Genomic DNA, 22,593 nt, shown 5'->3' with positions numbered 1-22,593 from the left:
ATTTTAATCCAGTGGCCGATACTACATTGGAAGCCCTATAATCTTGCGGGCCCGGCCGCGTGCCAGGATCGGACGGGCCGGTACGGCCGGCGGCGTCACCCGGTCGAGGCCGGGACGGCGCCGCGCGGCCAGCCCCCGTCGCAAAGCGGCCCTCTCTCCGATATCCATTTTGGACAGATTCGCGCCACCGCCGCGGGTGCGCGTGTGTCACCTTCGACAGGTAACCGGAGGCGCTCCGCCGCACTCCGACAAAAGACAGGGCGTGGCCGTCGAAGTCGCGCCGAACGGGAGGAACACCATGAAGCGCGCGCTCCTTGCATCCGTGGCCGCATCGGTTCTGCTCGCCGGTCCGGCGCTGGCCGACAAGATCACCGTCGGCATCACCCAGAACAACGTCGGCGTCGACAGCTACCAGACGACCTACGAGAAGGCCTTCATCGCCGCCGCCGATGCCGATCCGGACGTCGATGCGGTGGTGCTCGACGCCGGCGGCGACGTCGCCCGCCAGATCGGCCAGATGCAGGACCTGATCCAGAAGCAGGTCGACGTCATCGTGATCTGGCCGACGAACGGCCAGGCGGTGGTGCCCATCGTGCGCCAGGCCAAGCAGAAGGGCATCCCGGTGGTGGTGACCAACAGCCAGATCGCCGACGCCGGGCAGGAGTTCATCGCCGCCTTCTCCGGACCCAACAACATCGTCCAGGGCCAGTATTCGGCGCAGATGATGTGCGACGCGCTGGACGGAAAGGGCCAGGTCGTCCAGATCTCCGGCCAGCCAGGCTACACCACCGCCATCGAGCGCCAGAAGGGCTTCGAGGACGAGCTCGCCAAGAGCTGCCCGGGCGTGACGATCATGGAGACCCAGCCGGGCGACTGGAACCGCGAGAAGTCGCAGCGGGTGATGGAGAACTTCCTCACCAAGTACGACAAGATCGACGGCGTCTATTCCGGCGACGACAACATGGGCGTCGGTGCCCTCAATGCGGCCAAGGCCGCCGGCCGCGCCGACGGCATGATCTTCATCGGGGCCACCAACTTCGCGGTCGGCTACGAGGCGATGGGCCGGGGCGAGTACTACGGCTCGGTCTACCAGTCGCCCGTCGACGACGCCAAGAACGCGCTGGCCACCGCCAAGGCCGTGGTCGCCGGTGAAAACGTGCCGAAGCTCAACTACTTCGACACGCCGAAGATCACCCAGGACAACATGAAGGAGTTCGACAAGCCGGTCTTCTGACCGGCCGTCGACCCCGACCCTTTCTCAAACCACCATCAGGACCGCGTCGAGCGGCAGCGGAGGCGTGCGTCCGCTGCCGTGCGCCCGGCGGGGCGATGCGGCATCAGCGAGGAATGATCCCATGGGACGCATGGAGGGCAGGAACGTCATCGTCACGGGCGCCGGCCGAGGTATCGGCATGGCGATCGCCGATGCGCTGCTGAAGGAAGGCGCCAACGTCTGCTACGGCGATCTGAGCCCGGAGGTGTCGGACGTTGCAGGAGCAGCGGTCGATCGGGTCGACGGCAACGGTGCCGGCAAGGCGATCGGCGTCAGGGTCGACGTGACGAAGCGCGACCAGGTCAAGGCGATGATCGACGAGGTCGTCGGCACGTTCGGCTCCCTCGACGTCAAGTTCAACAACGCCGGCGTGAACAAGCCCATGAACTTCCTCGACGTCACCGAGGAGAACTGGGACTTCATCATGCGCATCAACGGCATGGGCGTGCTGATCGGCAGCCAGGAGGCGGCCCGGCAGATGATCGCCCAGGGCCACGGTGGCAAGATCGTCAACACCTGCTCGATCGCCAGCCGCCAGGGCTTCGACAACGTTGCGTCCTACTGCGCCTCGAAGTTCGCGGTGCTGTCGCTCACCCAGTCGGCGGCGCGCGACCTCGCCAAGCACAAGATCACCGTCAACGGCTTCGCGCCGGGGGTGGTCAACACCGAGCTCTGGCGCCAGCTCGATCAGGATCTGATGGAGATCGGCGCGTCGCAAAAGCCCGGCCAGGCGATGGAAGAGTTTTCCTCCGGCATCCTCATGGGGCGTCCGGCCACGCCCGGCGACATCGTCGGGACGGCCACCTTCTTGGCCAGCACCGACTCCGATTACATGACCGGCCAGTGCATGATGATCGACGGGGGCATGATACTCGTCTGATGCGCAGTCCGCCCGGCGCGTGCGCTGGGCGGACGGGAAAGAGACTTGAAGTCAAGGGCTTGGGTGAGCCGGTCGGTCCGGTTTGCGCTTGCCCGGCGCGGACATGCGTTGAGCCGTGCAGGCGGTCCGGAAGGGCCGGCCACAGCCCCCGAAGACCGGCACCAGACCGGCAGGCGGGGCGGGAGGAGCGATGATGGCGAAAGTCGATGCCGGGGCCGGAAATCCGGCCGAGCGACAACCTGTCCTGACCGGGGAGAGCGTGCGGCGGATCCTGCAGACCCAGGGGATCCTGATCGCCTTCATCCTGTTCCTGATCGCGTTCTCGCTGTCGAGCGACCGCTTCGCGAGCCTCGACAACGTCTCCACCGTGTTCCGCCAGGTGTCGATCATCGGCACCATGGCGCTGGGCGTGACCATCGTCGTGATCGGCGGCAATCTCGACCTCTCCGTGGGGTCGCTGCTGTCGTTCACCACCGTCCTCGTCGTCGACCTGCACGACAAGATCGGACCCGGCCCGGCGATCCTGGTGATGTTCGCGGCGGCCCTCGCCGTCGGCGCGGTGAACGGGGTCCTCGTCGGCTTCGCGCGGCTCAACTCGCTGATCGTCACGCTCGGCATGCTGTCGGCGATCCAGGGGGTGACGCTGATCTATTCCGGCGGCCAGAACGTCGACATCGTCGATCAGGAGAGCACCTGGTTCGCCTTCTTCGGGCGCGACTTCCTGCTCGGGATCGCGGTGCCCACGTGGATCTTCCTGGTGCTCGCCGTCGTCTGCCACATCGTCCTCACCCGCACGACGTTCGGGCGCCGCGTCTTCGCGGTGGGCGGCAACCCGACGGCGGCTGCGTTCTCCGGCGTGCGTCGCGGCTGGGTGGTGTTCTCCACCTACCTGATCTCGGCCGCCGCCACCGGCTGTGCGGCGCTGATCCTCGGCAGCCGCGTCATGGGCAGCCAGAACAACGTCGGCCAGGGCTACGAACTCCTGGTGCTGGCCGGGGTCATCCTCGGCGGAACGTCGCTGCTCGGCGGTTCCGGCTCGATCCCGAAGACGGTCATCGGCGTGCTGATCCTGGGCTTTATCCAGAACGGACTTCTGCTGATGGGCTACCCCTATTACGCCCAGTGGCTGGTCACCTGGGTGGTCATCATCCTCGCCGTTTGGCTGGACGTCGCCTCCAAGCGCGGCCGGCTTCTGACGACCACGAGCTGAGGGAGGCGATCATGTCGTCCATGCGCAGCAGTCTCGCCCGGGTGATGGTGGTGCCGCCGATCTGGCTGATCCTCGGCGCCTGCCTGATCTTCTTCTCGCTCGCCGCGGACAATTTCCTGGCGCTGACCAACTTCACCAACATCCTCATCCAGACGTCGACCATCGGGCTGATCGCGCTCGGCATGACGGTGGTGATGATCAACGGCAACATCGACCTCTCGGTCGGCGCCGTGGTGGCGCTGGCGGCCAGCCTGTCGGTGGGGCTGCAGGATCAGCTCGGCATCCTGCCGGCGGTCATGGTCGGTCTCGGCGCCGGCATCGCGCTGGGCTTCGTCAACGGCATGATCGTCTGGAAGACCGGCGTCGACGCCTTCATCGTGACGCTGGGGGCGATGATCGGCGTCCGCGGCCTGGTGTTCCTCTACACCAAGGAGCAGTCGTTCTTCTCGATGAACTTCGCCTATGCCGATTTCGGCATGTCGTCGTTCGTCGGGCTGCCGACGCTGGCGATCGTGTTCCTCGCCTTCACCGCGCTCATGCACTGGATGATGACCTCGACCACCCACGGCCGCAACGCCTACGCCGTCGGCGGCAACCGCGAGGCCGCCGAGAACGCCGGCATCCGGGTCGGCTGGCACATGGTCGTCAATTTCATGCTGATCGGCTTCTTTGCCGCGCTGGCCGGCATCACGCTGTCCACCCAGATGGGCGCCTCCACCCCCAATCTCGGCATCAACTACGAGCTCTGGACGATCACCGCCGTCGTGCTCGGCGGCACCAAGCTCGCCGGCGGCGCCGGCTCGATCCTCGGCACCCTCGGCGGGGTGCTGACCATCGGCGTGCTGCGCAACGGCATGAACCTCATGCAGGTGCCAGCCTTCTACGTCCTCGTCGTCATGGGCGTGATCCTGATCGCCGTCCTGTTCGTCGACCAGCGGGTGAACAGCCGCGAAGCGGAGGAGCTGAAGCTGTGACCCCGGTCGCCCACCACACCGAAGCCGAGCTCGCCGACCTGCGAGCGAAGGCCCCGCTGCTCGTGCTCGACGGGGTGACCAAGACCTTCCCCGGCGTGAAGGCCCTCGACGACGTGTCGTTCGAGGTGCGCCACGGCGAGGTCCACGCGCTGCTGGGCGAGAACGGTGCCGGCAAGTCGACCCTGATGAAGGTGCTGGCCGGCAACCACCAGGCCGACCGCGGCCAGGTCCATCTCGAAGGCGAGGTGGTGCATGTCGACAATCCGCTGGAGGCGAAGAAGCGCGGCATCGTGCTGATCCACCAGGAGCTCTCGCTGGTGCCGGAGATGACGGTCGCCGAGAACATCTTCCTGGGGTCGCTGCCGACGACGGTGCTCGGGATGGTCGACTGGCGCACGCTGTTCGACAGGGCGGGCCGCATCCTCGACCAGCTCGGCTGCCGCTTTGCGGCCTCCGACAAGGTCGACAACCTGTCCATCGCCAACCGGCAGATGGTCGAGATCGCCCGCGCGCTGGTGTTCACGCCCAAGGTCGTCGTGTTCGACGAGCCGACCGCCTCGCTCACCGACGCCGAGAAGGTGGTGCTGTTCGACATTATCGAGCGGCTCAAGCAGGAGCGCGTGGGCATCGTCTACATCTCCCACCGCATGGACGAGATCTTCACGCTGTCCGACCGCATCACGGTGCTGCGCGACGGCGAGGTCCGCGGCACGCTGGTCACCTCCGAGACCAGCGAGGATGAGGTCACCCGGTTGATGATCGGCCGTTCGCTGGAAGGTCGGCCGAGCGCCTCGGCCGGTGCCGTGGGCGAGGTGGCGCTGGAGGTGAAGGGCCTCTCCTGCGGCGATCTGTTCCGCGACATCTCCTTCTCGCTCCGCCGGGGCGAGGTGGTCGGCATGTACGGCCTCATCGGGGCCGGCCGCACCGAGATCGCCGAAACGATCTTCGGCCTGCGCACGCCGGATGCGGGCGAGATCCGGATCGATGGCGAGGTGGTCGAGATCACCTCGCCGCCGGAGGCCATCCGCCACGGCATCGCGCTGGCGCCGGAAAGCCGCAAGGAGCAGGGGCTGGTCCTCAACATGAACTGCCGGGACAACATGTCCCTCGCCCAGCTGGAAGGGGTCTCGCGTACCGGCTGGCTCGATCGGGGCGCCGAACAGGCCATCTACGACGACTACGCCGACCGGCTGGCGCTGAAGTCTCCGAGCTGGCGCACGCCCGTCGTCAACCTCTCCGGCGGCAACCAGCAGAAGGTGGTGCTCGGCAAGTGGCTCTCCACCAGGCCGCGCATCCTCATCGTCGACGAGCCCACCCGCGGCATCGACGTCGGCTCCAAGTCGGAGATCCACGCGCTGATCCGGCGGCTCGCCGCAAGCGGCATCGCCGTTCTGGTCATTTCCTCGGAGATGCCCGAGGTGCTCGGCGTCTCCGACCGGATCCTGGCGCTCTATCACGGGCGCCTCGCCGCCGAGTTCGACGCCGCGAGCGTCACCGAGGACGCCCTCGTCCAGGCGATCTCCGGCATGTGACCGGCGGCGGCGCCGGCTCCCCTCATCAGGTATTCGAGGCGAAACATGAAGGCAGCACTCTTCTGCGGCGGCTGGGAAGGCCACGATCCCGAGGCGTTCCGCGCCTGGGCGGACGATCTCCTGTCGGCCAACGGCTTCGAGGTCGAGAGCCACGACACGCTGGCGCCGCTCGCCGACCGCGACGCCATGCGCGACGTTGATCTGATCGTGCCGATCTGGTCGTCGGCGCGCTCGGCCCACCGGCCCGAGTTCGGCACCATGACCAAGGACGAGGAGGACGGCCTGCTGGCCGCGATCGCGGGCGGCTGCGGTCTCGCCGGCTGGCACGGCCACATGGGCGATGCCTTCCGCGACCGGCCCACCTACCACTTCCTGATCGGCGGCCAGTTCGTGGCGCACCCGCCCGGCTGGCCGGACAATCCGGTGCCGTCCGACGACTACGTCGACTACGACGTCACCGTCACCAGCCCCGACCACCCGATCATGGCGGGCATCGACAGTTTCCGTCTGTGCTCCGAGCAGTATTATATGCTGGTCGATCCCTCCAACGACGTGCTCGCCACCACCACCTTCTCCGGCGAGCATCTGTGGTGGATCGAGGGGGCGACGATCCCGGTGGTCTGGACCCGGCGCTGGGACAAGGGCCGGGTGTTCTACTGTTCCATCGGCCACGAGGTGGCCGACCTGGAGGTACCGCAGGTGACGGAAATCATGCGCCGTGGCCTCCTGTGGGCGGCGCGGCAGCGACCATGAACGCGCCGACGCGGCGCTCGGGCGAAGGGTTCGGGCCTGCCCCGCCGAAGGTGCGGCAGCGGGGCGCGGCCGGCAGCGATCCGACCGCGGCGATCCGCTTCACGCCCGAGGAGATGCTGCGCTTCATCGATTTCCTGGAGGAGGTCGAGAGCGAGGGCGAGCACGTGCTGCCCCTGTTCACCGCCGATCCCTATCTGCGCATGACCCTGTTCCTGATGCGAAACCACATCGACGGCAAGCTGACGACGATCTCGTCGCTGGCGATCGCCTCCGGCATCCCCTACGCCACCGCCATGCGGCGCATCCAGGACATGATCGGCGGGGGGCTGATCGACCAGCGCGCCCGCTCGGCCTCGGGCAAGAGCTTCTCGCTGCATCCGAGCGCCACGCTCATCGAGGCGTGGGTCGACTACGCCCACCGGGTGAAGCTCCTGGTCGGCAAGGCGCTCGGCCTCTCCGACAAGGGTCGCGGCGCCGACTACTATTTCGGCGGGTCCTACCTCAAGGCGCGCATCATCCCGATGCCGGCGGCGCGGACGACGCCGCTCAACATCACCGCGCCGCTGCGCATCCTCGTCCACGCCGACCCCACCTTCATGACCATGGACACGCTGAAGCGGCAGTTCGAGCAACTGCTCGGGGTGGCGATCCGCAACCGCGCGCTGTCCATCGACCGGCTGCGGCTGGAGGCACTGGAGAACGCCTCGCGTCCGTCCTCGGCCTACGACATCATCGCCGCCGACCTGCCGTGGATCGGCGAGTTCGGCGAAAAGGGTGTCCTGGCACCCATCGACGACTTCGTCGCCCGCGACCACGTCGACGCCTCCGATTTCCACGCCGCCGGCTGGCAGGGCTGCTTCTATCGGGGGCGGCAGTACGGCGTGCCGATCCAGACGACGCCGGAGCTGCTGTTCTACCGCACCGATCTGCTGGAGGAGGCGGGACTGGCGCCGCCGGAGACCACCGAGGCGCTGCTCGCCGCCGCCAGGCGGCTGCACCGCCCCGAGCGCAACCTGCGCGGCATCGCCTGGAACGGCGCGAAGGGCACCCCGCTCGGCCACACCTTCATGTTCACCATGGCCGATTTCGGCCAGCCGGTGGTCAACCTCCGCCGCCGCGGCGCCCACTTCGACACCGGCGACCTGGAGGGCGAGCGGCTGCGTCCGCGCATCGACAGCGAGGGCGGGCGGGCCGCGGCCGACTTTCTCATGCGGCTCCTCGACGTGTCGGCGCCCGAGGTGCTGACCATGTCGTGGTTCGAGCGCGTGAAGGCCTACTCGGAAGGGCGCGTGGCGATGGCCTACGGCTACTCGCTGCTGGCGCCCTATTTCGAGCTTGATCCGACCTCGCCCGTCTACGGCCGCACCGGCTTCCTGCCGCATCCGGCCGGGCCCGGCGCGGTGCGGGTCGCGCCCGTCGGCGGCTACGTCCTCGGCATTCCGGCCAACATCGCGCCGGACCGACGGGAGGCGACCGAGAAGGCCGTGCGGCTGCTCACCTCGGCCGAAGCGTGCAAGCTCTACATCACCAACGGCTCGCGGGTGTGCCCGCGCTACTCCGTCTCCGCCGATCCCGACGTGCGCGACCTGTCGCCGATCATCGGGGCGGTCGACGACATCGCCCGCGACGGCAGCCTGCAGCTCTGGCCGCGGCCGCCGGTGCCGGAATTCGCCGAGATCACCGGCATCCTCGGCGAGGAGATCCACCTGATGCTCCGCCGCGAAAAGACCGTGGCGGCGGCGCTCGCCGACGCCCAGGACCGGGCCGACCGGCTGATGCGGGCAAGCGGCCGCTACTGAGGCCGCAGCGTTCCTTCCGGGCTGCCGCGCTTGACACTGTCCCGATAAAGCTGACAGTCGGGGGCAAGATGTTTGCGTCCAAACCAGGCGCGGCCACGGCGCCGGCCGGGTTTGATGGCCGGCGCCTTTTTCGACGGCGCGGGTCGGGCTATAACACACGCACGACAGGACGGATCGAACCGTCGGGTGATCCTGGAGGAAAACGAATGAGCAGATTTGGACTTCTCGGCAAGGTCGGCACGGTGGCGGCCGCCCTTCTCCTCTCCGGCAGCGTCTATGCCGCCGACACCGTCAAGGTCGGCCTGATCCTGCCGATGACCGGGCCGTTCGCCTCGACCGGCCGCCAGGTCGAGACCGCGGCGAAGGCCTACATGGCCACCCACGGCGACGAGGTCGCCGGCAAGCAGATCGAGCTGATCGTCAAGGACGACGGCGGCGTTCCGGACCAGACCAAGCGCCTCGCCCAGGAACTCGTCGTCAACGACGGGGTGAATGTGCTGGCCGGCTTCGGTCTGACGCCGCTCGCCTTCGCCACCGCGCCGATCGCCAGCCAGGCCAAGGTGCCGATGGTGGTGATGTCGGCCGGCACGTCGTCGATCACCGAGAAGTCGCCCTACATCGTCCGCACTTCGTTCACGCTGCCCCAGTCCACGGTTCCGCTGGCCAAGTGGGCGGCCGGGAACGGCATCAAGACCGTCGTCACCGTCGTTGCCGACTACGCGCCGGGCATCGACAGCGAGACGAGCTTCACCAAGCAGTTCGAAGCGGACGGCGGCAAGGTCGTGGAAAACATCCGCGTGCCGGTCGCCAACCCCGATTTCGCGCCGTTCCTGCAGCGGGTGCGCGACGCCAAGCCGGACGCGGTGTTCGTGTTCGTGCCGTCGGGCGTCGGCTCCGCGTTCATGAAGCAGTTCCGGGAGCGGGGCCTCGCCGAGGCCGGCATCCAGCTGATCGGAACCGGCGACGTCACCGACGACGACATCCTCAACGACATGGGCGATGTGGCCAAGGGCGTGATCACCACGCACATCTACTCCGCCGACCACCAGTCCGAGGCGAACGAGGCGTTCAAGGAGGCCTTCAAGGCCGCCGGCGGCGGGCGTCCGAACTTCATGGCCGTGGGCGGCTGGGACGGCATGGCGCTGATCTACCAGGCGCTGGAGAAGACCGGCGGCGACACCGACGGGACGGATCTGGTCGAGGCGATGAAGGGCATGGCGTGGGAGAGCCCGCGTGGGCCGATCTCCATCGATCCCGAGACCCGCGACATCATCCAGAACGTCTACTACCGCAAGGTCGAGGAAAAGAACGGCGAGCTCTACAACGTCGAGTTCGGCAAGGACGAGGCCGTCAAGGATCCCGGCAAGGCCGGCAAGTAACGGTCTCTGCTGCGTCACGCGCGCCGCCGGAGGGGCTCCCCGCCCGGCGGCGCGCCGACCGGCATGCGAGGCGGATGCGTCGGGGTGATCGGGTGATCCCGGCGGCTCCGGCGCCGTCCTGACGGCGCTTTCCGTCCCCTGCGGCCGGCCCTGCGACCCCGCGCCCCCGAGAGGATCGTCTCCGGGGATGTCCCGCCCGAAGGCGTTTCGATGCTCACCATCCTCTTCGACGGCGTTGCCTACGGAATGCTCCTCTTCGTGCTGGCGTGCGGCCTTGCCGTCACCCTCGGCCTGATGAATTTCGTCAACCTGGCCCACGGCGCGTTCGCCATGGCGGGCGGCTATCTCACCGTCATCCTGATGAACGACTACGGGATCTCGTTCTTCCTGTGCCTGCCGGCGGCCTTCCTGGTGGCGGCGCTGCTCGGCGCGATCCTCGAGCGCACCCTCTACCGCCATCTCTACGACCGCGGCCACCTCGATCAGGTGCTGTTCTCCGTCGGGCTGATCTTCATCGCCATTTCCGCCATCGATTTCTTCATGGGCGCGCGCCAGCAGATCGTCACGCTGCCGGAAATCCTGCGCGGGCGCGTGGAGATCTTCGGCGTGCCGATCGGCGTGTCGCGGCTTTTCATCATCGGCATGTGCGCGCTGATCATGGTCGGGCTGCAGTACGTGCTGGCCTACACCCGCTTCGGAAGCCGCCTGCGTGCCGCGGTCGACGACGGCCGGGTGGCGCGCGGCCTCGGCATCAACGTCGGCGCGGTGTTCGCCATCACCTTTGCGGTGGGCTCCGGCCTCGCCGGCCTCGGCGGTGCGCTCGGCGCCGACATTCTCGGCCTCGACCCCACCTTCCCGCTGCGCTTCATGATCTACTTCCTGATCGTCGTCACCGTCGGCGGCACTTCGTCGATCACCGGCCCGTTCATCGCCTCGCTGATCCTTGGCGTCGCCGACGTGGCCGGCAAGTACTACTTCCCGGCGGTCGGCTCGTTCGTCATTTACGCGGTGACGGTCGGGCTGCTGCTGTGGCGGCCCTACGGTCTTCTGGCGCGGGAGAATGCCCGGTGAGCGCAAAGGACGACACCGTCGCCCCTCCGGCCGCTGCTCCGGGTGCGCGGACGCGGCGCAGCGAGGCCGTGCGGCTGATCACCCGCAAGAATGCCTGGAACCCGCTGGAGATCGTCTTCTGGCTGGCCGCACTCGCGACGGTCTTCCTGCTGCCCAACAGCTACCTGCTCCTCAACGACATCGCCATCCTGGCGCTGTTCGCGCTGTCGCTGGACCTGCTGCTCGGCTACGCCGGCATCCTGTCGCTCGGCCATGCGGCCTTTTTCGGCCTCGGCGCCTATGCCGCCGGGCTGTTCTCGATCCACGTCTCGGCCGAGCCGGTCACCGGCCTGCTGGTCGCGGCGGTGGTGGCCGGGCTGTTCGGCTTCCTGTCGAGCTTCCTGGTGCTGCGCGGCTCCGACCTGACCCGTCTGATGATCACCCTCGGGGTCGCCCTGATGCTGATGGAAGCGGCGAACCAGGCGCGTTCGGTCACGGGCGGCGCCGACGGTCTGTCCGGGGTCGTCATGGATCCGGTGCTCGGCCTGTTCCCCTTTGATCTGTGGGGCAAGACCGCCTACGTCTATTCGCTGACGACCCTGTTCGTCCTGTTCCTGGTCGCCCGGCGGCTGGTGCGTTCGCCCTTCGGCCTGTCGCTTACGGCGGTGAAGGGCAATCTCACCCGCGCCACCTCGGTGGGCGTGCCCAGCAACCGGCGGCTCGTCGCCGTCTACACCATCGCCGCCGTCTATGCCGGCATCGCCGGCGCGCTGCTGGCCCAGACCTCCCAGTTCGTCTCGCTCGACGTGCTCGCCTTCCAGCGCTCCGCCGACGGGCTCCTGGTGCTGGTCATCGGCGGCACCGGCTATCTCTACGGCGGGCTCATCGGCGCGGTGATCTTCAAGATCATGCACGACATGATCTCCACCATCACGCCGCAGTACTGGCTGTTCTGGCTCGGGCTGCTGCTGGTCATCATCGTCATGGTCGGCCGCGATCGGATCTTTGCCGGGCCACGGCGCGCGGTCACATGGGTCGGCGACCGCGCCGCACGCCTGCTGCGGAGGAACGACCGATGACCGTCATCCTCGAAACCGTTTCGCTGGTGCGCCGCTTCGGCGGTCTGGTCGCCACCAACGACGTGTCGATGTCGCTGCACGAAGGCGCCCGCCACGCCCTGATCGGGCCGAACGGAGCCGGCAAGACGACCTTCGTCAACCTGCTGACGGGCGCCCTGAAGCCGACGTCTGGGCGCATCCTGCTGGAAGGCGTCGACATCACCCGCGAACCGGCCCACAAGCGGGTCGGCCGCGGCATGGCCCGCACCTTCCAGATCAATCAGCTGTTCCCCGATCTCACGCCGCTGGAAACCGTGACCTTCGCGGTGCTCGAGCGGCGCGGGCGCGGCATGGACGCCGTCCGCTCCGTGGCAGGCCACGCCGAGGAGATCGACGAGGCGGCCGATATCCTGGAGCGCTTCCGGCTGGCCGACGTGATGGGCTGGAAGACGTCGGACATGCCCTACGGCAAGCAGCGGCTGCTGGAGATCGCCGTGGCGATCGCCGCCAGGCCCAGGGTGCTGCTCCTCGACGAGCCGGCGGCGGGCGTGCCGGAGGGCGAGCGCCACGAGATCCTCGACATGGTCAACGGCCTGCCGAAGTCCGTCGCCGTGCTGCTGATCGAACACGACATGGACCTGGTCTTCTCGTTCGCCGAGCGCATCTCGGTGCTCGTCAACGGCGCGCTGCTGGTGGAGGGCACCACCCAGGAGGTGGGCGACGATCCGCGCGTGCGCACCGCCTATCTCGGGGAGGACGCCGATGCCTGAGCTTCTCCGGGTCGAAAACCTCGTCGCCGGCTATGGTCCGGCGGTGGTGCTGACCGGCATTTCGCTGAGCCTTCAGGAAGGCGAGTCGCTGGCGCTGCTCGGCCGCAACGGCACCGGCAAGACCACGCTGATCAACAGCCTCGTCGGGGTGACCACCTACAAGTCCGGAAAGATCGTCTTCGACGGCAAGGAGATCCAGCGCACGCCGGTCGAACGCCGCGCCGAGCTCGGCATCGGCTGGGTGCCCCAGGAGCGCAACATCTTCCGCTCGCTCACCGTCGAGGAGAACCTGACCGCCACCGCACGGCCGGGAACTTGGACGCTGGAGCGCGTCTACGGCCTGTTCCCGCGCCTGGCGGAGCGCAAGTCCAACCTCGGCACCCAGCTGTCGGGCGGCGAGCAGCAGATGCTGGCGGTCGCCCGGGCGCTGATGCTCAACCCTCGGCTCCTCCTGCTCGACGAGCCGCTGGAAGGTCTTGCTCCGATCATCGTCGACGAACTGATGGGCGTCTTCCACAAGGTCGTGCGCGAGGAGGGACTGTCGGCGATCATCGTCGAACAGAAGGCCCGCAAGATCCTCATGGAGACCGATCGGGCGATCATGCTCGACCGCGGTACCATCGTCCACGAAAGCACCAGCGCCGATCTGCTCGCCGACGAGGCGACCCTCTCCGGCCATCTCGGCGTCGCGCAGAAGCGCGCCTGATCGCCGGAAGACGCGACCGGACCGGCGGCGGGCCGGGCGGTGCGGCTCAGGCGAGCCGGTAGCCGGTGTCGATGACGGCCCGGCCGCCGACCAGCCGCGAGACGCAGGCGCAGATGGTCTTGTTGGCGTGCTTTTCCTCGTCGGAGAGGAAGACGTCCCGGTGGTCGATGCGCCCGTCGAGGTCGACGATGTCGACGGCGCACAGGCCGCACTCGCCGCGCCTGCAGTCCGAGACCATATCGACGCCGGCGTCCGTCAAGGCGTCGAGCAGCGACTGTTCCGGCTTCACGTCGATGGTCAGGCCGCGGTTGAGGATCTCCACCTGGAACGGCAGCTCCGGCTCGGCGCCGGAATCGCCGAACACCTCGTAGCGCAGCCGGGTCGGCTTGCGGCCGCTGGCTTCCCAGAGCCGCTTGGTCTCGGCCAGCATCGGCAGCGGACCGCAGATGTAGAGCTCGCCGTCGGGCGACAGCGTGTCGATTTCGGCGGCAAGATCGATGCGTCGGCCTTCCTCGGCGACGAAGAAGTCGGCGCGCTCGCCCAGGAGGTCGCGGATGTCGTCCTCGAATGCCAGCTGGTCGCGCTGATGCACCCCGTAGACCAGGCGCACCGGCTCGGGGCGCGGCGCCAGCGCCGCAGCCATGCCGAGGATCGGGGTGATGCCGATGCCGCCGGCAACCAGCAGATAGTCCGGGGCGCGCCACGACAGCTCGAACCGGTTGACCGGCAGCGCCAGCCGCACCGCCGCGCCCTCGTCGAGGGTCCACATGAACTTGGAGCCGCCCCGGCTCGCCGCGTGGCGCTTCACCGCGATGCGGACCCGCCCGGCCGGGCAGGGCAGGCAGCTGTAGCAGCGCTCGGCGCGCGCGGCGCCCACCGTCACCGCGACGGTGACGTGGGAGCCCGGTTGCAGCGCCGGCACGCCGCCGTCGATGGTGAATTCGATCAGCCGAACGTCGGCTGCGATGGTCTCGGCGCGGGCGACGCGGGCGTCCCGCCACTCGTTGCGGCCCTTCATGGCGTGTCCTCCGGTCGTGAGCGTGCGCCTCGCTGCGCCCTTCCGGAGCGCTCGGTGCCGCTTCAAGTCTTGATCTGCAGCCGGGTCGTGCGGCTGGTGCGCGCGACCGGTCCAAGCCGTTTGCGTCAGCCCTTCACCAGGAACAGGCCCGGCACCTTGTTCATCAGCTTGCGGTTCTCGATGACGTAGTCGAGGTTCTGCCGCGCCAGCCGGGCGTGCTCGCGGGCCAGCGCCTCGGCGCGGCCGCCTTCCCGCATCTCGATGGCGTTCAGGATCGCCCGGTGGTGCGCCTGGCCGATCACCAGCGAGGCGCGACACTGGGGGATCTCCGCCTGGGCCTCGATGAACGCGCTCGGCCCGGCGAACGGCAGGCTCATCACCCGGTCCAGCTCGCGGCGCACCATCTCGCTGCCGCACAGGCCCTTCAGCGCCTCGTGGAACTCCTGGTTCCGGGCGATGTAGGCCTGGAAGTCGAAGTCCTCCAGCCGCACCCCCACGATCAGGTCGAGCTCCACCATCAGCGCGTTCAGGGTGGCAAGCCGCGCCGGGGCGACGCCGCGCTCGGCGGCCAGCCGGGCGGCGGTGCCCTCCAGCACGCCGCGCAGCTCGATCGCGTCGGCGATGTCGGCCTCGGTGAACGAGCGGACCGCGTAGCCTCCGGACGGGATCATCTCCAGGATCCCTTCCTGCTCCAGGCGCGCAAGGGCGGCGCGCACCGGCGTGCGCGACAGCCCGAGCTGCTCGGAGATGGTGATCTCCGACAGCCGCTCGCCCGGCAGCACCTCGCCGGAAAACACCAGGTCGCGGATCCCGAGGATCGCCTTGACCGATTGGGAGGCGCTTCGCTCGGCGACGGGTTTGAGGGCCATTGTCTACTCCGCAGCCACCCCGTAGTGCGGGGTCGTTTCCTCGGCGATCATCCGGTCGATCAGCTTGCGTGCCCACATCGATCCGGCGTCGATGTTGAGATTGTAGAACACGTGGTCGGGGTTGGCCTCAATCGCCTTCTGCTGGGCCTCCAGAATGAGTTCGTCCTCGCGGAAGATCGTCGCCACGCCCTCGCGCAGCTGGTGGGTGCGGGCCTGGTTCTTGAGGTCGTAGTTGCGCGAGAACGCCCAGAAATACAGGCAGGTGTCCTCGGTGGACGGCGTGATGGTGTTGAGCACGTAGCCGTTCACCCCCTGCGAGCGGTCGCCCTCGGGAGCGCCCGTCCCCGTCGGGGCGACGCCGACGTCGATGGCGATGGTCGCCGGTGCCTCGAAGGTGATGATCTGCCAGCGGTCGACGTTGCCGGGCTTGCCCAGCTGGCCGCGCCAGAACGGCGGCGGCTCCACGTCGCGCATCCAGCGCGTCACCGTCGCGGTGCGGTCGGTATGGGTGGTGGCGAACGGCGATTCGGCGACGGCCCGGTTGCCGATCGACGATCCGTGTACGTAGGTCTCGTGGGTCAGGTCCATCAGGTTGTCGAGGACCAGGCGGTAGTTGCAGGCGACCTCGATCATCTTGCCGTCGGCGGCCCAGTCCGGATGGTCGTTCCAGTGGAGGTCGGGCACCAGGGCCGGGTCGGCGAGCGCCGGGTCTCCGGGCCAGATCCAGACGAACCGATGGCGCTCGACGATCGGATAGCGCTTCACGCAGGCGGACGGATTGATGGTTTCCTGGGACGGCATGTATACACATCGCCCGGTGTCGTCGAATTCGAGGCCGTGATAGCCGCAGATCACGTGGTCGCCGTGCAGCTCGCCCCTGGAGAGCGGCAGCAGCCGGTGCCAGCAGGCGTCGGCGAGCGCACAGGCCGAGCCGTCCTGCTTGCGGTAGAGAACCACCGGGTTTCCGCAGATCTTGCGCGCGACGAGCGTGCGATTGACCTCGACGTCCCACGCCGCCGCGTACCACGCGTTGAGCGGAAACGAATGATCTGACATGGCGACCTCCCTTAGGCCTTCGTTCTTGGTATCCGAATTGTATACAGGTTGACCTCCGCGAGCGCAACGTCGATAACGCGGGCATACGTGGCGTCCGTGAGCGCCGCGCAGAAGCGATGGGTCGGACCCGCGCGGTCCGCGCGCTGTTTCACCGAACCGACCATTCAGGGAGGACTTTCATGACCAAAGCCCCGTTCCGCGCCGACGAAGTCGGCAGCCTGCTGCGCCCGAAGGAACTGAAGGACGCGCGCGCCGCCCACGAGGCCGGCACGCTCGACGACGCCGGCCTGAAGGCCGTCGAGGACACCTGCATCCGCGAGGCCGTCGCGCATCAGGAGCGCGTCGGCCTGAAGGCCGTCACCGACGGCGAGTTCCGCCGCTCCTGGTGGCACTTCGACTTCCTCGCCGGCCTCGAAGGCGTCGACCTCGTCAAGGGCGAGAAGACCATCCAGTTCACCGGCATCCAGACCCGCTCGGAGAGCCTGGCCATCAACGGCAAGGTGGATTTCGGCAACCACTACATGCTCGACCACTTCCGCTTCCTGAAGGAAGTGGCCACCGTCACCCCGAAGATGACCATCCCGGCGCCGTCGGTGCTGCACTTCCGCGGCGGCCGCAAGTCGATCTCCAAGGACGTCTATCCGGACCTCGACGCCTTCTTCGCCGACACCGCCGAGGCCTACGCGAAGGCCGTGCGCGCCTTCTACGAGGCCGGCTGCCGCTACCTGCAGTTCGACGACACCGTCTGGGCCTATCTGTGCTCGGAGAAGGAAATGCAGGCGGCGCGCGATCGCGGCGACGATCCGGAGGGCCTGCAGCAGATCTACGCCGACATGATCAACCATGCGCTGGCCGCCAAGCCGGCCGACATGACGATCACCACCCACGTCTGCCGCGGCAACTTCCGCTCCTCGTGGATCTCCGAGGGCGGCTACGAGCCGGTGGCCGAGACGCTGCTCGCCAAGATCAACTACGACGGCTACTTCCTCGAGTACGACTCCGACCGGGCCGGCGGCTTCGAGCCGCTCCGCTTCCTGCCGAAGGGCGACAAGCGGGTGGTGCTCGGCCTGATCACCTCCAAGTCCGGCGATCTGGAGAGCCACGACGACGTGATGGCGCGCATCGAGGAGGCGCAGAAGTTCGCCCCCCTCGACCAGTTCTGCCTCAGCCCGCAGTGCGGCTTCGCCTCCACCGAGGAAGGCAACATCCTCACCGAGGAGCAGCAGTGGAAGAAGCTGGAGTTCATCGTCGACATCGCCAAGGAAGTCTGGGGCGAGATCTGACCGACGCGCCACGCGGCGCCGTCCCGGCGCCCCGCGCGCGATGACTTCAGAGACTGCGGACGCCGGCCCCCCTCGGGCCGGCGTTCGGCGTTTCGGGGCGGGGTGCGCGCCGAGGAGAGCGCTATCGCCGCGCCTTCGCCACCAGCGCGTCGAGGTAGCGCAGCAGGACGATCACCACCAGGCCGATCGCCCCGGCGATCAGCGCGATGACGACGTAGCCCAGCCCGCAGGCGCTGCCGAGCGCGCCGGCGAGCCAGAGGCTCGCCCCGGTGGTCAGTCCGCGCACGGTGCCGCCCGCCCGGATGATCGAGCCGGCGGCCAGGAAGGCGACGCCGGCCGTCACCGCTTCCAGCACGCGGATCGGATCGATGCGCACCCTGTCCGGATCGGGCAGCGGCAGGTGCAGCACCTCCAGCATGAGGATGGAGAACACCGCCGCGGCCAGCGCCACGAGCATGTGGGTCCTGAGGCCCGCCGAATGCTGCTCGATCTCCCGCTCGAAGCCGATGAGGCCGCCGACCACGGTCGCGCAGATGAGCCGCGCCGCGATCACCCAGATCGGGATCGCGGTCGGTTCGAGAAACGGGATCGGGCCGGTTTCCATGCTCGCCACTTCCGTCAGGCGCGTGCTGCCCTCACGGTCAAGGGCCGCCAAGCCGTTGTTTCGCCGGGTCCCTTCCGTTCAGATCGCGCCGATCTGAACGGAAGGGGAATGCTCTAGAACGGCGTGCCCGCCGCCGCCCGTTGCGACTTCGCGGCGCTCGCCCACCAGTCCAGCTCGTCGAGAAACTGCCCGGACGCCTTGGCAAGATAGTCGGCCTTCGGCGTGCCGTCTTCCGCCAGCGCGTCGGAAACGGACGGCACCGCCAGGATCGTCGAGATCGAGGCCATGCCGAGCTCGCCCAGCACCGGCCGCAGCTGCACCGCCGCGCGCACGCCGCCGTAGCGGCCGCCGGAATAGCTCATGATCGCGGCCGGCCGGAAATACCATTCCGGCAGGTAGTGATCGAGCAGGTTCTTCAGCGCCGGCGGGATGCCGTGGTTGTACTCGCCGGTCACCATCACGAAGCCGTCGGCCCGCTCGATGAGCTGGCCGAGCGCCTCCATCTTCTCCGGCGCCTCGCCTTGCGCATACTCGCCGCGGCGCCGGTCGAGGAGCGGAAGGTCGACTTCGACCGGATCGACGAGCCGGGCCTCGTGGCCGCGTGCCTCGATCTCCCGGCAGATGTAGCGGGCCGCGCGGATGCCCTGGCGTTCGGTGCGGACGGATCCGTAGATCACGGGATACAGCAACGTCGTTCCTCCATCGACGGGGGACGGATGGGCATGCGGATGCCCGGGCGCAATTCAGACGAAGGTTGAACGCCGGCGTGGCGGCCATCGTTCCCTGTGCGCGCGGCGGAACCGGACCGGCAGTAAACCAGGCTGTGGCGGGCCAGGAGAACGCCTGCCGGTTTTCGGCCGTTCGCAGGGAACCGCGGCGCCTCCAGCGGCGTTTGCCTCTCACAGTTGGGGCCGACGAGCAGTTTCCCGCGTTTCGCGTTTGATCAGGTGCGCATGCGCCTCTCCACATGCGTGGGCCGGGCACGGCCGCGTCTCCCCGGACTGTGAACCGGTCGCTCGTGCGGCCCATGTAACCCGCTTGAAAGGCGATGCCACACCGGCCATCCGGTGCGGCAGTTCATAAGTTCAAAAAAAGGAGCACCTGCGGATGGGTCTCGAATTCGGCGGCATTCTCGGTCTGATCATTCTGATCTTCGACATCTACGCGATCATCAAGATCGTAGGCTCCGGCGCATCGACCGGGGCGAAGGTCATCTGGATCCTGGTCATCCTCTTCCTGCCGGTGATCGGCCTGATTCTCTGGCTCCTGTTCGGGCCGTCCAAGCCGAGCCTCAGGTAGCGCACGCGGAACGGCGCAGACCGGCGTCACCGCCGTCTGTCGTTCCGAAGTGTCCGGTGGCGTGTGTTTCGAGATCGGGGCGGTTGCCCCGATCTCTTCGTTTTTGCGCCAGGCCGCGCACGCCGCCGGTCTGCCTCTCCATCGGCGGGCAAGATGATCTGTTGCCATTGAGGTTTCAGGTGCCTGCCCGACCGCCACGCGTCCCGCCCGATCGCTGGCCGGGGCGCCGCACTCCTCTTCACGAAAGTCGCCATCGCCTATGTTCGACCAGCCGCTCGTCGCCCTGATCGCCTTCGTCGCCGCCGGGTCGGTGATCGCCCTCGCCGGCATCTGGATGTCGTCGACGGCCGACAAGATCGCCGACCGGACCGGCTTCGGCGAGGCGCTCGTCGGCGGGGTCCTGCTCGGCGCCAGCACGTCGCTGTCGGGCACCGTGACCTCGGTCACCGCGGCGCTCGACGGCCATGCCGAGCTCGCGGTCGCCAACGCGGTGGGCGGGATCGCGGCGCAGACGGTGTTCCTTGCGATCGCCGACGTCGTCTACCGCAAAAGCAACCTGGAACACGCCGCCGCCTCCGAGACCAACCTCATCCAGGGCGCCCTGCTGATCGTAATGCTCGCCCTGCCGGCGCTGGCGATGGCCTCCCCCGCCTTCGCGATCTTCGCCGTCCATCCGATCACGCCGCTGCTGCTCGCGGTCTATCTGTTCGGCCTCCAGCTTTCGCGCAGCGCGCAGGAAGCGCCCATGTGGCGACCGATGCAGACCGACGACACGCATAACGACGTGCCCGAGGAACCGGAGGCGGACGACGCGTCGACCCGCGGCCTCTTCCTGCGCTTCGCGCTTCTGCTGGTGGTGATGGGCGTCTGCGGCTGGGCGCTGGCGCGGAGCGCGGTGACGATCGCGATGTGGGCCAACATGTCGGAGACGGTGGTCGGCACCTTCTTCACGGCGATCACCACATCGCTGCCGGAACTGGTCACGACGATCGCCGCCGTTCGCCGCGGCGCGCTGCAGCTGGCCGTCGGCGGCATCATCGGCGGCAACACCTTCGACGTGCTGTTCCTGGTGGCGTCGGACGTGGCGTACCGCGACGGCTCGATCTTCCACGCCGTCGGCGAGCGCGCGCTCTTCCTCGTGGTCTGGGCGATCCTGATGACCGGCATCCTGCTCCTCGGCCTCATCCGGCGGGAGCGTCACGGCGTCGGCGGGATCGGCTTCGAGAGCGCGGCGCTGATCACCGTCTTCGCCGGTGGCGTGGTGATCCAGGCCGTCCAGGGCTGAGCCTCACCCCTCGGCGCTTGCCGGCCCGGTGCGGAAATAGGTTTCGTTCAGGACCGTCATCAGGATCGCCGTGATCGGCGTCGCCAGCGCGACGCCCATGATCCCGAACAGCGTGCCCATCACCAGCTGCGCGCTCAGCACCACGGCGGGCAGCAGATACACGGTCTTCTGCTGGACGATCGGCGTCAGCAGGTAGCTCTCCACGGTCTGGATGACGAGATAGAGGCCGAGCACCCACAGCGTCAGCTGCCAGCTTTCCGACAGCGCGACGAGCCCCATCGCCAGGCCGCCGGCGACGGGCCCGAGAAACGGCACGAACGCCGCCAGCCCGGCGAACACGGCCAGCAGCAGCGCCAGCGGCACGCCCAGGATCAGCAGCCCCGCGTAGGTCAACAGCCCGATGATCAGCATCGAGATGCCCTTGCCGATAAGCCAGCGCTGCAGCACGCTTCCGGTCCGCGACACCAGCCGGCGGAGCGTCCGGCGCTTGCCCTTCGGCGCGAAGCGCACGAGGCCGGAGGCGTAGGCGTCGGGCGACACCGCGAAGTAGATGCCCACGACCGCCACCACGATGACGCTTCCGAATATCCCGACGATGCTCGACAGCGCCTTGGTGGCGCTGCTCAGGATGCCGCTCGGCGAAGGCAGGATCTCCTGCAGCTTTATGTCCGCGTTCTCTCCTTCGGTGGACAGTCCGAATGCGGTGAGATTGTCGCGAAGCCGCCCCAGGCCCTCTTCTGCCTGCCCGGCCAGTCCGCTGACCTGCTCGGCCAGGGTCGGGCCGACGAACACCACCGCCGCGACGATCGCGCCGACGGTGACGACCACGGCCACGGTCAGCCCGATCCACCGTGGCAGCCCCAGCGGCTTTGTCATGGCGTTGGCCGCGGCGTCCAGGACGATCGCCACCATCACCGCACAGAGGATCAGGATCAGCACCGACGACAGTTTCCAGACCGCCAGGACGGCAAGCAGGACGCCTGCGATGATGACCGTGGCGTGGATGAGGCCGCGCCAGTCGTAGAGCGCGTCCGTCTGCTCGGCCGAGGCCGGATCGCCGTGCTGTCTGTCCGGGCTGGATGTACCGTCGCTCATCGTGGCGCACGTGTCCTTCTTGGGTTCGAGAGCAGGTGTCCTGCCGATCTCCGGGATGCGCCGGGCGGGGCCCGTGTGAACCGGCGATCTTGAAGCCCTCGGCCGCGTTTCCGTTTCGGATCGCTGATGTGGGCGCGAAAAGGAGTGGCCCCCGGCGCGCCGGATCGCCGCCCCGTCACGGTCAGGCAACGCGATCGCCAACGGGTTGTTCCGTGCGGGCGCTGGGGATGGGCGGCCGACCGGGCGGCGCCAGGTGTTCCCGGTTGGGGGAACCGATCGCCGGGCTCGGCATTTCTGAACCGGGACCTCACGCAGCCAGGGAGCCCCGCCGCATGGCCAATCCGTCGACCTTCTTCAATGCGTCCCGGTTCGACGCCACCCGCGCGCACCGCGCCGTCTATCGCCGCTACGAGATCGCCTATACGTCGATCGACCTCGTCGCCGGGGTGGCGTTTCTGATCGGCTCGGTGCTGTTCTTCTGGAAAGCGACCGAGACGGGGGCCATCTGGCTCTTCGTCGCCGGCAGCCTGTTCTTCGTGCTCCGTCCGCTCGCCCGCATCAGCCGGGAGCTCGAACTGTCGCGGCTGCCGCTTCCCGAAGACGACAGCGCGAAGATGCCCGGTGCCGAGGATGTCGTCGCTGCGCCGCGGCAGCGCCACGCCGGGGGAGCTCCCCGGCCGGTCGGGTCATGAGCCATCTC

General features: G+C 68.2%; 22 protein-coding genes. 16 read left to right on the top strand and 6 right to left on the bottom strand.

What is annotated here, in order from left to right:
- Window positions 1-298: 298 nt before the first annotated feature.
- The 12 genes from ACSSVZ_RS06445 (at window position 299) to ACSSVZ_RS06390 (ending at window position 13,384) form a co-directional block, all read left to right on the top strand.
- Window positions 299-1,234: a sugar ABC transporter substrate-binding protein gene (locus ACSSVZ_RS06445; protein ID WP_453968966.1), complete on the top strand. Its 936-nt coding sequence runs from the start codon at window positions 299-301 to the stop codon at window positions 1,232-1,234.
- 121 nt (window positions 1,235-1,355) lie between these two features.
- Entirely contained in the window at window positions 1,356-2,153 is a 798-nt protein-coding gene (locus ACSSVZ_RS06440; RefSeq protein WP_453968965.1) for an SDR family oxidoreductase, read from the top strand.
- Between the two features lie 193 nt (window positions 2,154-2,346).
- Window positions 2,347-3,363, top strand: a complete 1,017-nt coding sequence (locus ACSSVZ_RS06435) for an ABC transporter permease (RefSeq protein WP_453968964.1) — start codon at window positions 2,347-2,349, stop codon at window positions 3,361-3,363.
- Window positions 3,364-3,374: 11 nt separating this feature from the next.
- A complete protein-coding gene (locus tag ACSSVZ_RS06430; RefSeq protein ID WP_453968963.1) occupies window positions 3,375-4,337 on the top strand; it encodes an ABC transporter permease in 963 nt (320 codons plus the stop codon).
- Window positions 4,334-5,869, top strand: coding sequence for a sugar ABC transporter ATP-binding protein (locus ACSSVZ_RS06425; RefSeq protein WP_453968962.1), 1,536 nt, complete (start codon window positions 4,334-4,336; stop codon window positions 5,867-5,869). The genes ACSSVZ_RS06430 and ACSSVZ_RS06425 overlap by 4 nt, the downstream gene beginning before the upstream one ends.
- Before the next feature lie 45 nt (window positions 5,870-5,914).
- A complete protein-coding gene (locus ACSSVZ_RS06420; protein WP_453968961.1) occupies window positions 5,915-6,622 on the top strand; it encodes a ThuA domain-containing protein in 708 nt (235 codons plus the stop codon).
- Window positions 6,619-8,421 (top strand): extracellular solute-binding protein, encoded by a 1,803-nt coding sequence (locus ACSSVZ_RS06415; protein ID WP_453968960.1) that lies wholly within the window; start codon window positions 6,619-6,621, stop codon window positions 8,419-8,421. Before ACSSVZ_RS06420 ends, ACSSVZ_RS06415 begins: the two co-directional genes overlap by 4 nt.
- Window positions 8,422-8,627: 206 nt before the next feature.
- Complete coding sequence (locus ACSSVZ_RS06410; protein WP_453968959.1) at window positions 8,628-9,800, top strand: ABC transporter substrate-binding protein; 1,173 nt, start codon at window positions 8,628-8,630, stop codon at window positions 9,798-9,800.
- 210 nt (window positions 9,801-10,010) lie between these two features.
- Complete coding sequence (locus ACSSVZ_RS06405) at window positions 10,011-10,871, top strand: branched-chain amino acid ABC transporter permease (RefSeq protein WP_453968958.1); 861 nt, start codon at window positions 10,011-10,013, stop codon at window positions 10,869-10,871.
- Complete coding sequence (locus ACSSVZ_RS06400) at window positions 10,868-11,929, top strand: branched-chain amino acid ABC transporter permease (RefSeq protein ID WP_453968957.1); 1,062 nt, start codon at window positions 10,868-10,870, stop codon at window positions 11,927-11,929. The genes ACSSVZ_RS06405 and ACSSVZ_RS06400 overlap by 4 nt, the downstream gene beginning before the upstream one ends.
- Window positions 11,926-12,678 (top strand): ABC transporter ATP-binding protein, encoded by a 753-nt coding sequence (locus ACSSVZ_RS06395; protein WP_453968956.1) that lies wholly within the window; start codon window positions 11,926-11,928, stop codon window positions 12,676-12,678. The genes ACSSVZ_RS06400 and ACSSVZ_RS06395 overlap by 4 nt, the downstream gene beginning before the upstream one ends.
- Window positions 12,671-13,384 (top strand): ABC transporter ATP-binding protein, encoded by a 714-nt coding sequence (locus tag ACSSVZ_RS06390; protein WP_453968955.1) that lies wholly within the window; start codon window positions 12,671-12,673, stop codon window positions 13,382-13,384. The genes ACSSVZ_RS06395 and ACSSVZ_RS06390 overlap by 8 nt, the downstream gene beginning before the upstream one ends.
- Window positions 13,385-13,430: 46 nt before the next feature.
- On the opposite strand, the gene ACSSVZ_RS06385 is transcribed toward ACSSVZ_RS06390, so the two are convergent.
- From ACSSVZ_RS06385 to ACSSVZ_RS06375, 3 genes are all read right to left on the bottom strand, one after another.
- Entirely contained in the window at window positions 13,431-14,402 is a 972-nt protein-coding gene (locus ACSSVZ_RS06385; RefSeq protein WP_453968954.1) for a PDR/VanB family oxidoreductase, read from the bottom strand.
- A 125-nt stretch (window positions 14,403-14,527) separates the two neighbouring features.
- On the bottom strand, window positions 14,528-15,271 hold the full coding sequence (locus ACSSVZ_RS06380; RefSeq protein WP_453968953.1) for a GntR family transcriptional regulator: 744 nt from the start codon (window positions 15,269-15,271) through the stop codon (window positions 14,528-14,530).
- Window positions 15,272-15,274: 3 nt separating this feature from the next.
- Window positions 15,275-16,327, bottom strand: a complete 1,053-nt coding sequence (locus ACSSVZ_RS06375; RefSeq protein WP_453968952.1) for an aromatic ring-hydroxylating dioxygenase subunit alpha — start codon at window positions 16,325-16,327, stop codon at window positions 15,275-15,277.
- 179 nt (window positions 16,328-16,506) lie between these two features.
- Between ACSSVZ_RS06375 and ACSSVZ_RS06370 the strand changes: the two genes are divergently transcribed.
- Window positions 16,507-17,610, top strand: coding sequence for a cobalamin-independent methionine synthase II family protein (locus ACSSVZ_RS06370; RefSeq protein ID WP_453968951.1), 1,104 nt, complete (start codon window positions 16,507-16,509; stop codon window positions 17,608-17,610).
- A gap of 121 nt (window positions 17,611-17,731) precedes the next feature.
- Here ACSSVZ_RS06370 and ACSSVZ_RS06365 read toward each other — a convergent pair whose 3' ends face one another.
- The gene (locus tag ACSSVZ_RS06365; protein WP_453968950.1) at window positions 17,732-18,265 is read right to left on the bottom strand and encodes an MgtC/SapB family protein; all 534 of its coding nucleotides are present in this window, start codon (window positions 18,263-18,265) and stop codon (window positions 17,732-17,734) included.
- A 62-nt stretch (window positions 18,266-18,327) separates the two neighbouring features.
- Window positions 18,328-18,903, bottom strand: coding sequence for an NADPH-dependent FMN reductase (locus ACSSVZ_RS06360; RefSeq protein WP_453968949.1), 576 nt, complete (start codon window positions 18,901-18,903; stop codon window positions 18,328-18,330).
- A gap of 418 nt (window positions 18,904-19,321) precedes the next feature.
- Here ACSSVZ_RS06360 and ACSSVZ_RS06355 point away from each other — a divergent pair, with 418 nt between their 5' ends.
- Entirely contained in the window at window positions 19,322-19,513 is a 192-nt protein-coding gene (locus tag ACSSVZ_RS06355; RefSeq protein ID WP_453968948.1) for a PLD nuclease N-terminal domain-containing protein, read from the top strand.
- A 259-nt stretch (window positions 19,514-19,772) separates the two neighbouring features.
- Window positions 19,773-20,798, top strand: a complete 1,026-nt coding sequence (locus ACSSVZ_RS06350) for a sodium:calcium antiporter (RefSeq protein ID WP_453968947.1) — start codon at window positions 19,773-19,775, stop codon at window positions 20,796-20,798.
- Window positions 20,799-20,801: 3 nt separating this feature from the next.
- On the opposite strand, the gene ACSSVZ_RS06345 is transcribed toward ACSSVZ_RS06350, so the two are convergent.
- Complete coding sequence (locus tag ACSSVZ_RS06345) at window positions 20,802-21,893, bottom strand: AI-2E family transporter (RefSeq protein ID WP_453968946.1); 1,092 nt, start codon at window positions 21,891-21,893, stop codon at window positions 20,802-20,804.
- Between the two features lie 332 nt (window positions 21,894-22,225).
- On the opposite strand from ACSSVZ_RS06345, the gene ACSSVZ_RS06340 reads away from it, so the two are divergent.
- A complete protein-coding gene (locus ACSSVZ_RS06340; RefSeq protein WP_453968945.1) occupies window positions 22,226-22,585 on the top strand; it encodes a YrhK family protein in 360 nt (119 codons plus the stop codon).
- The last annotated feature ends 8 nt before the right edge of the window (window positions 22,586-22,593 follow it).

Source organism: Amorphus sp. MBR-141 (assembly GCF_053628695.1).
This window is presented reverse-complemented; position numbering and strand designations above follow the sequence as displayed.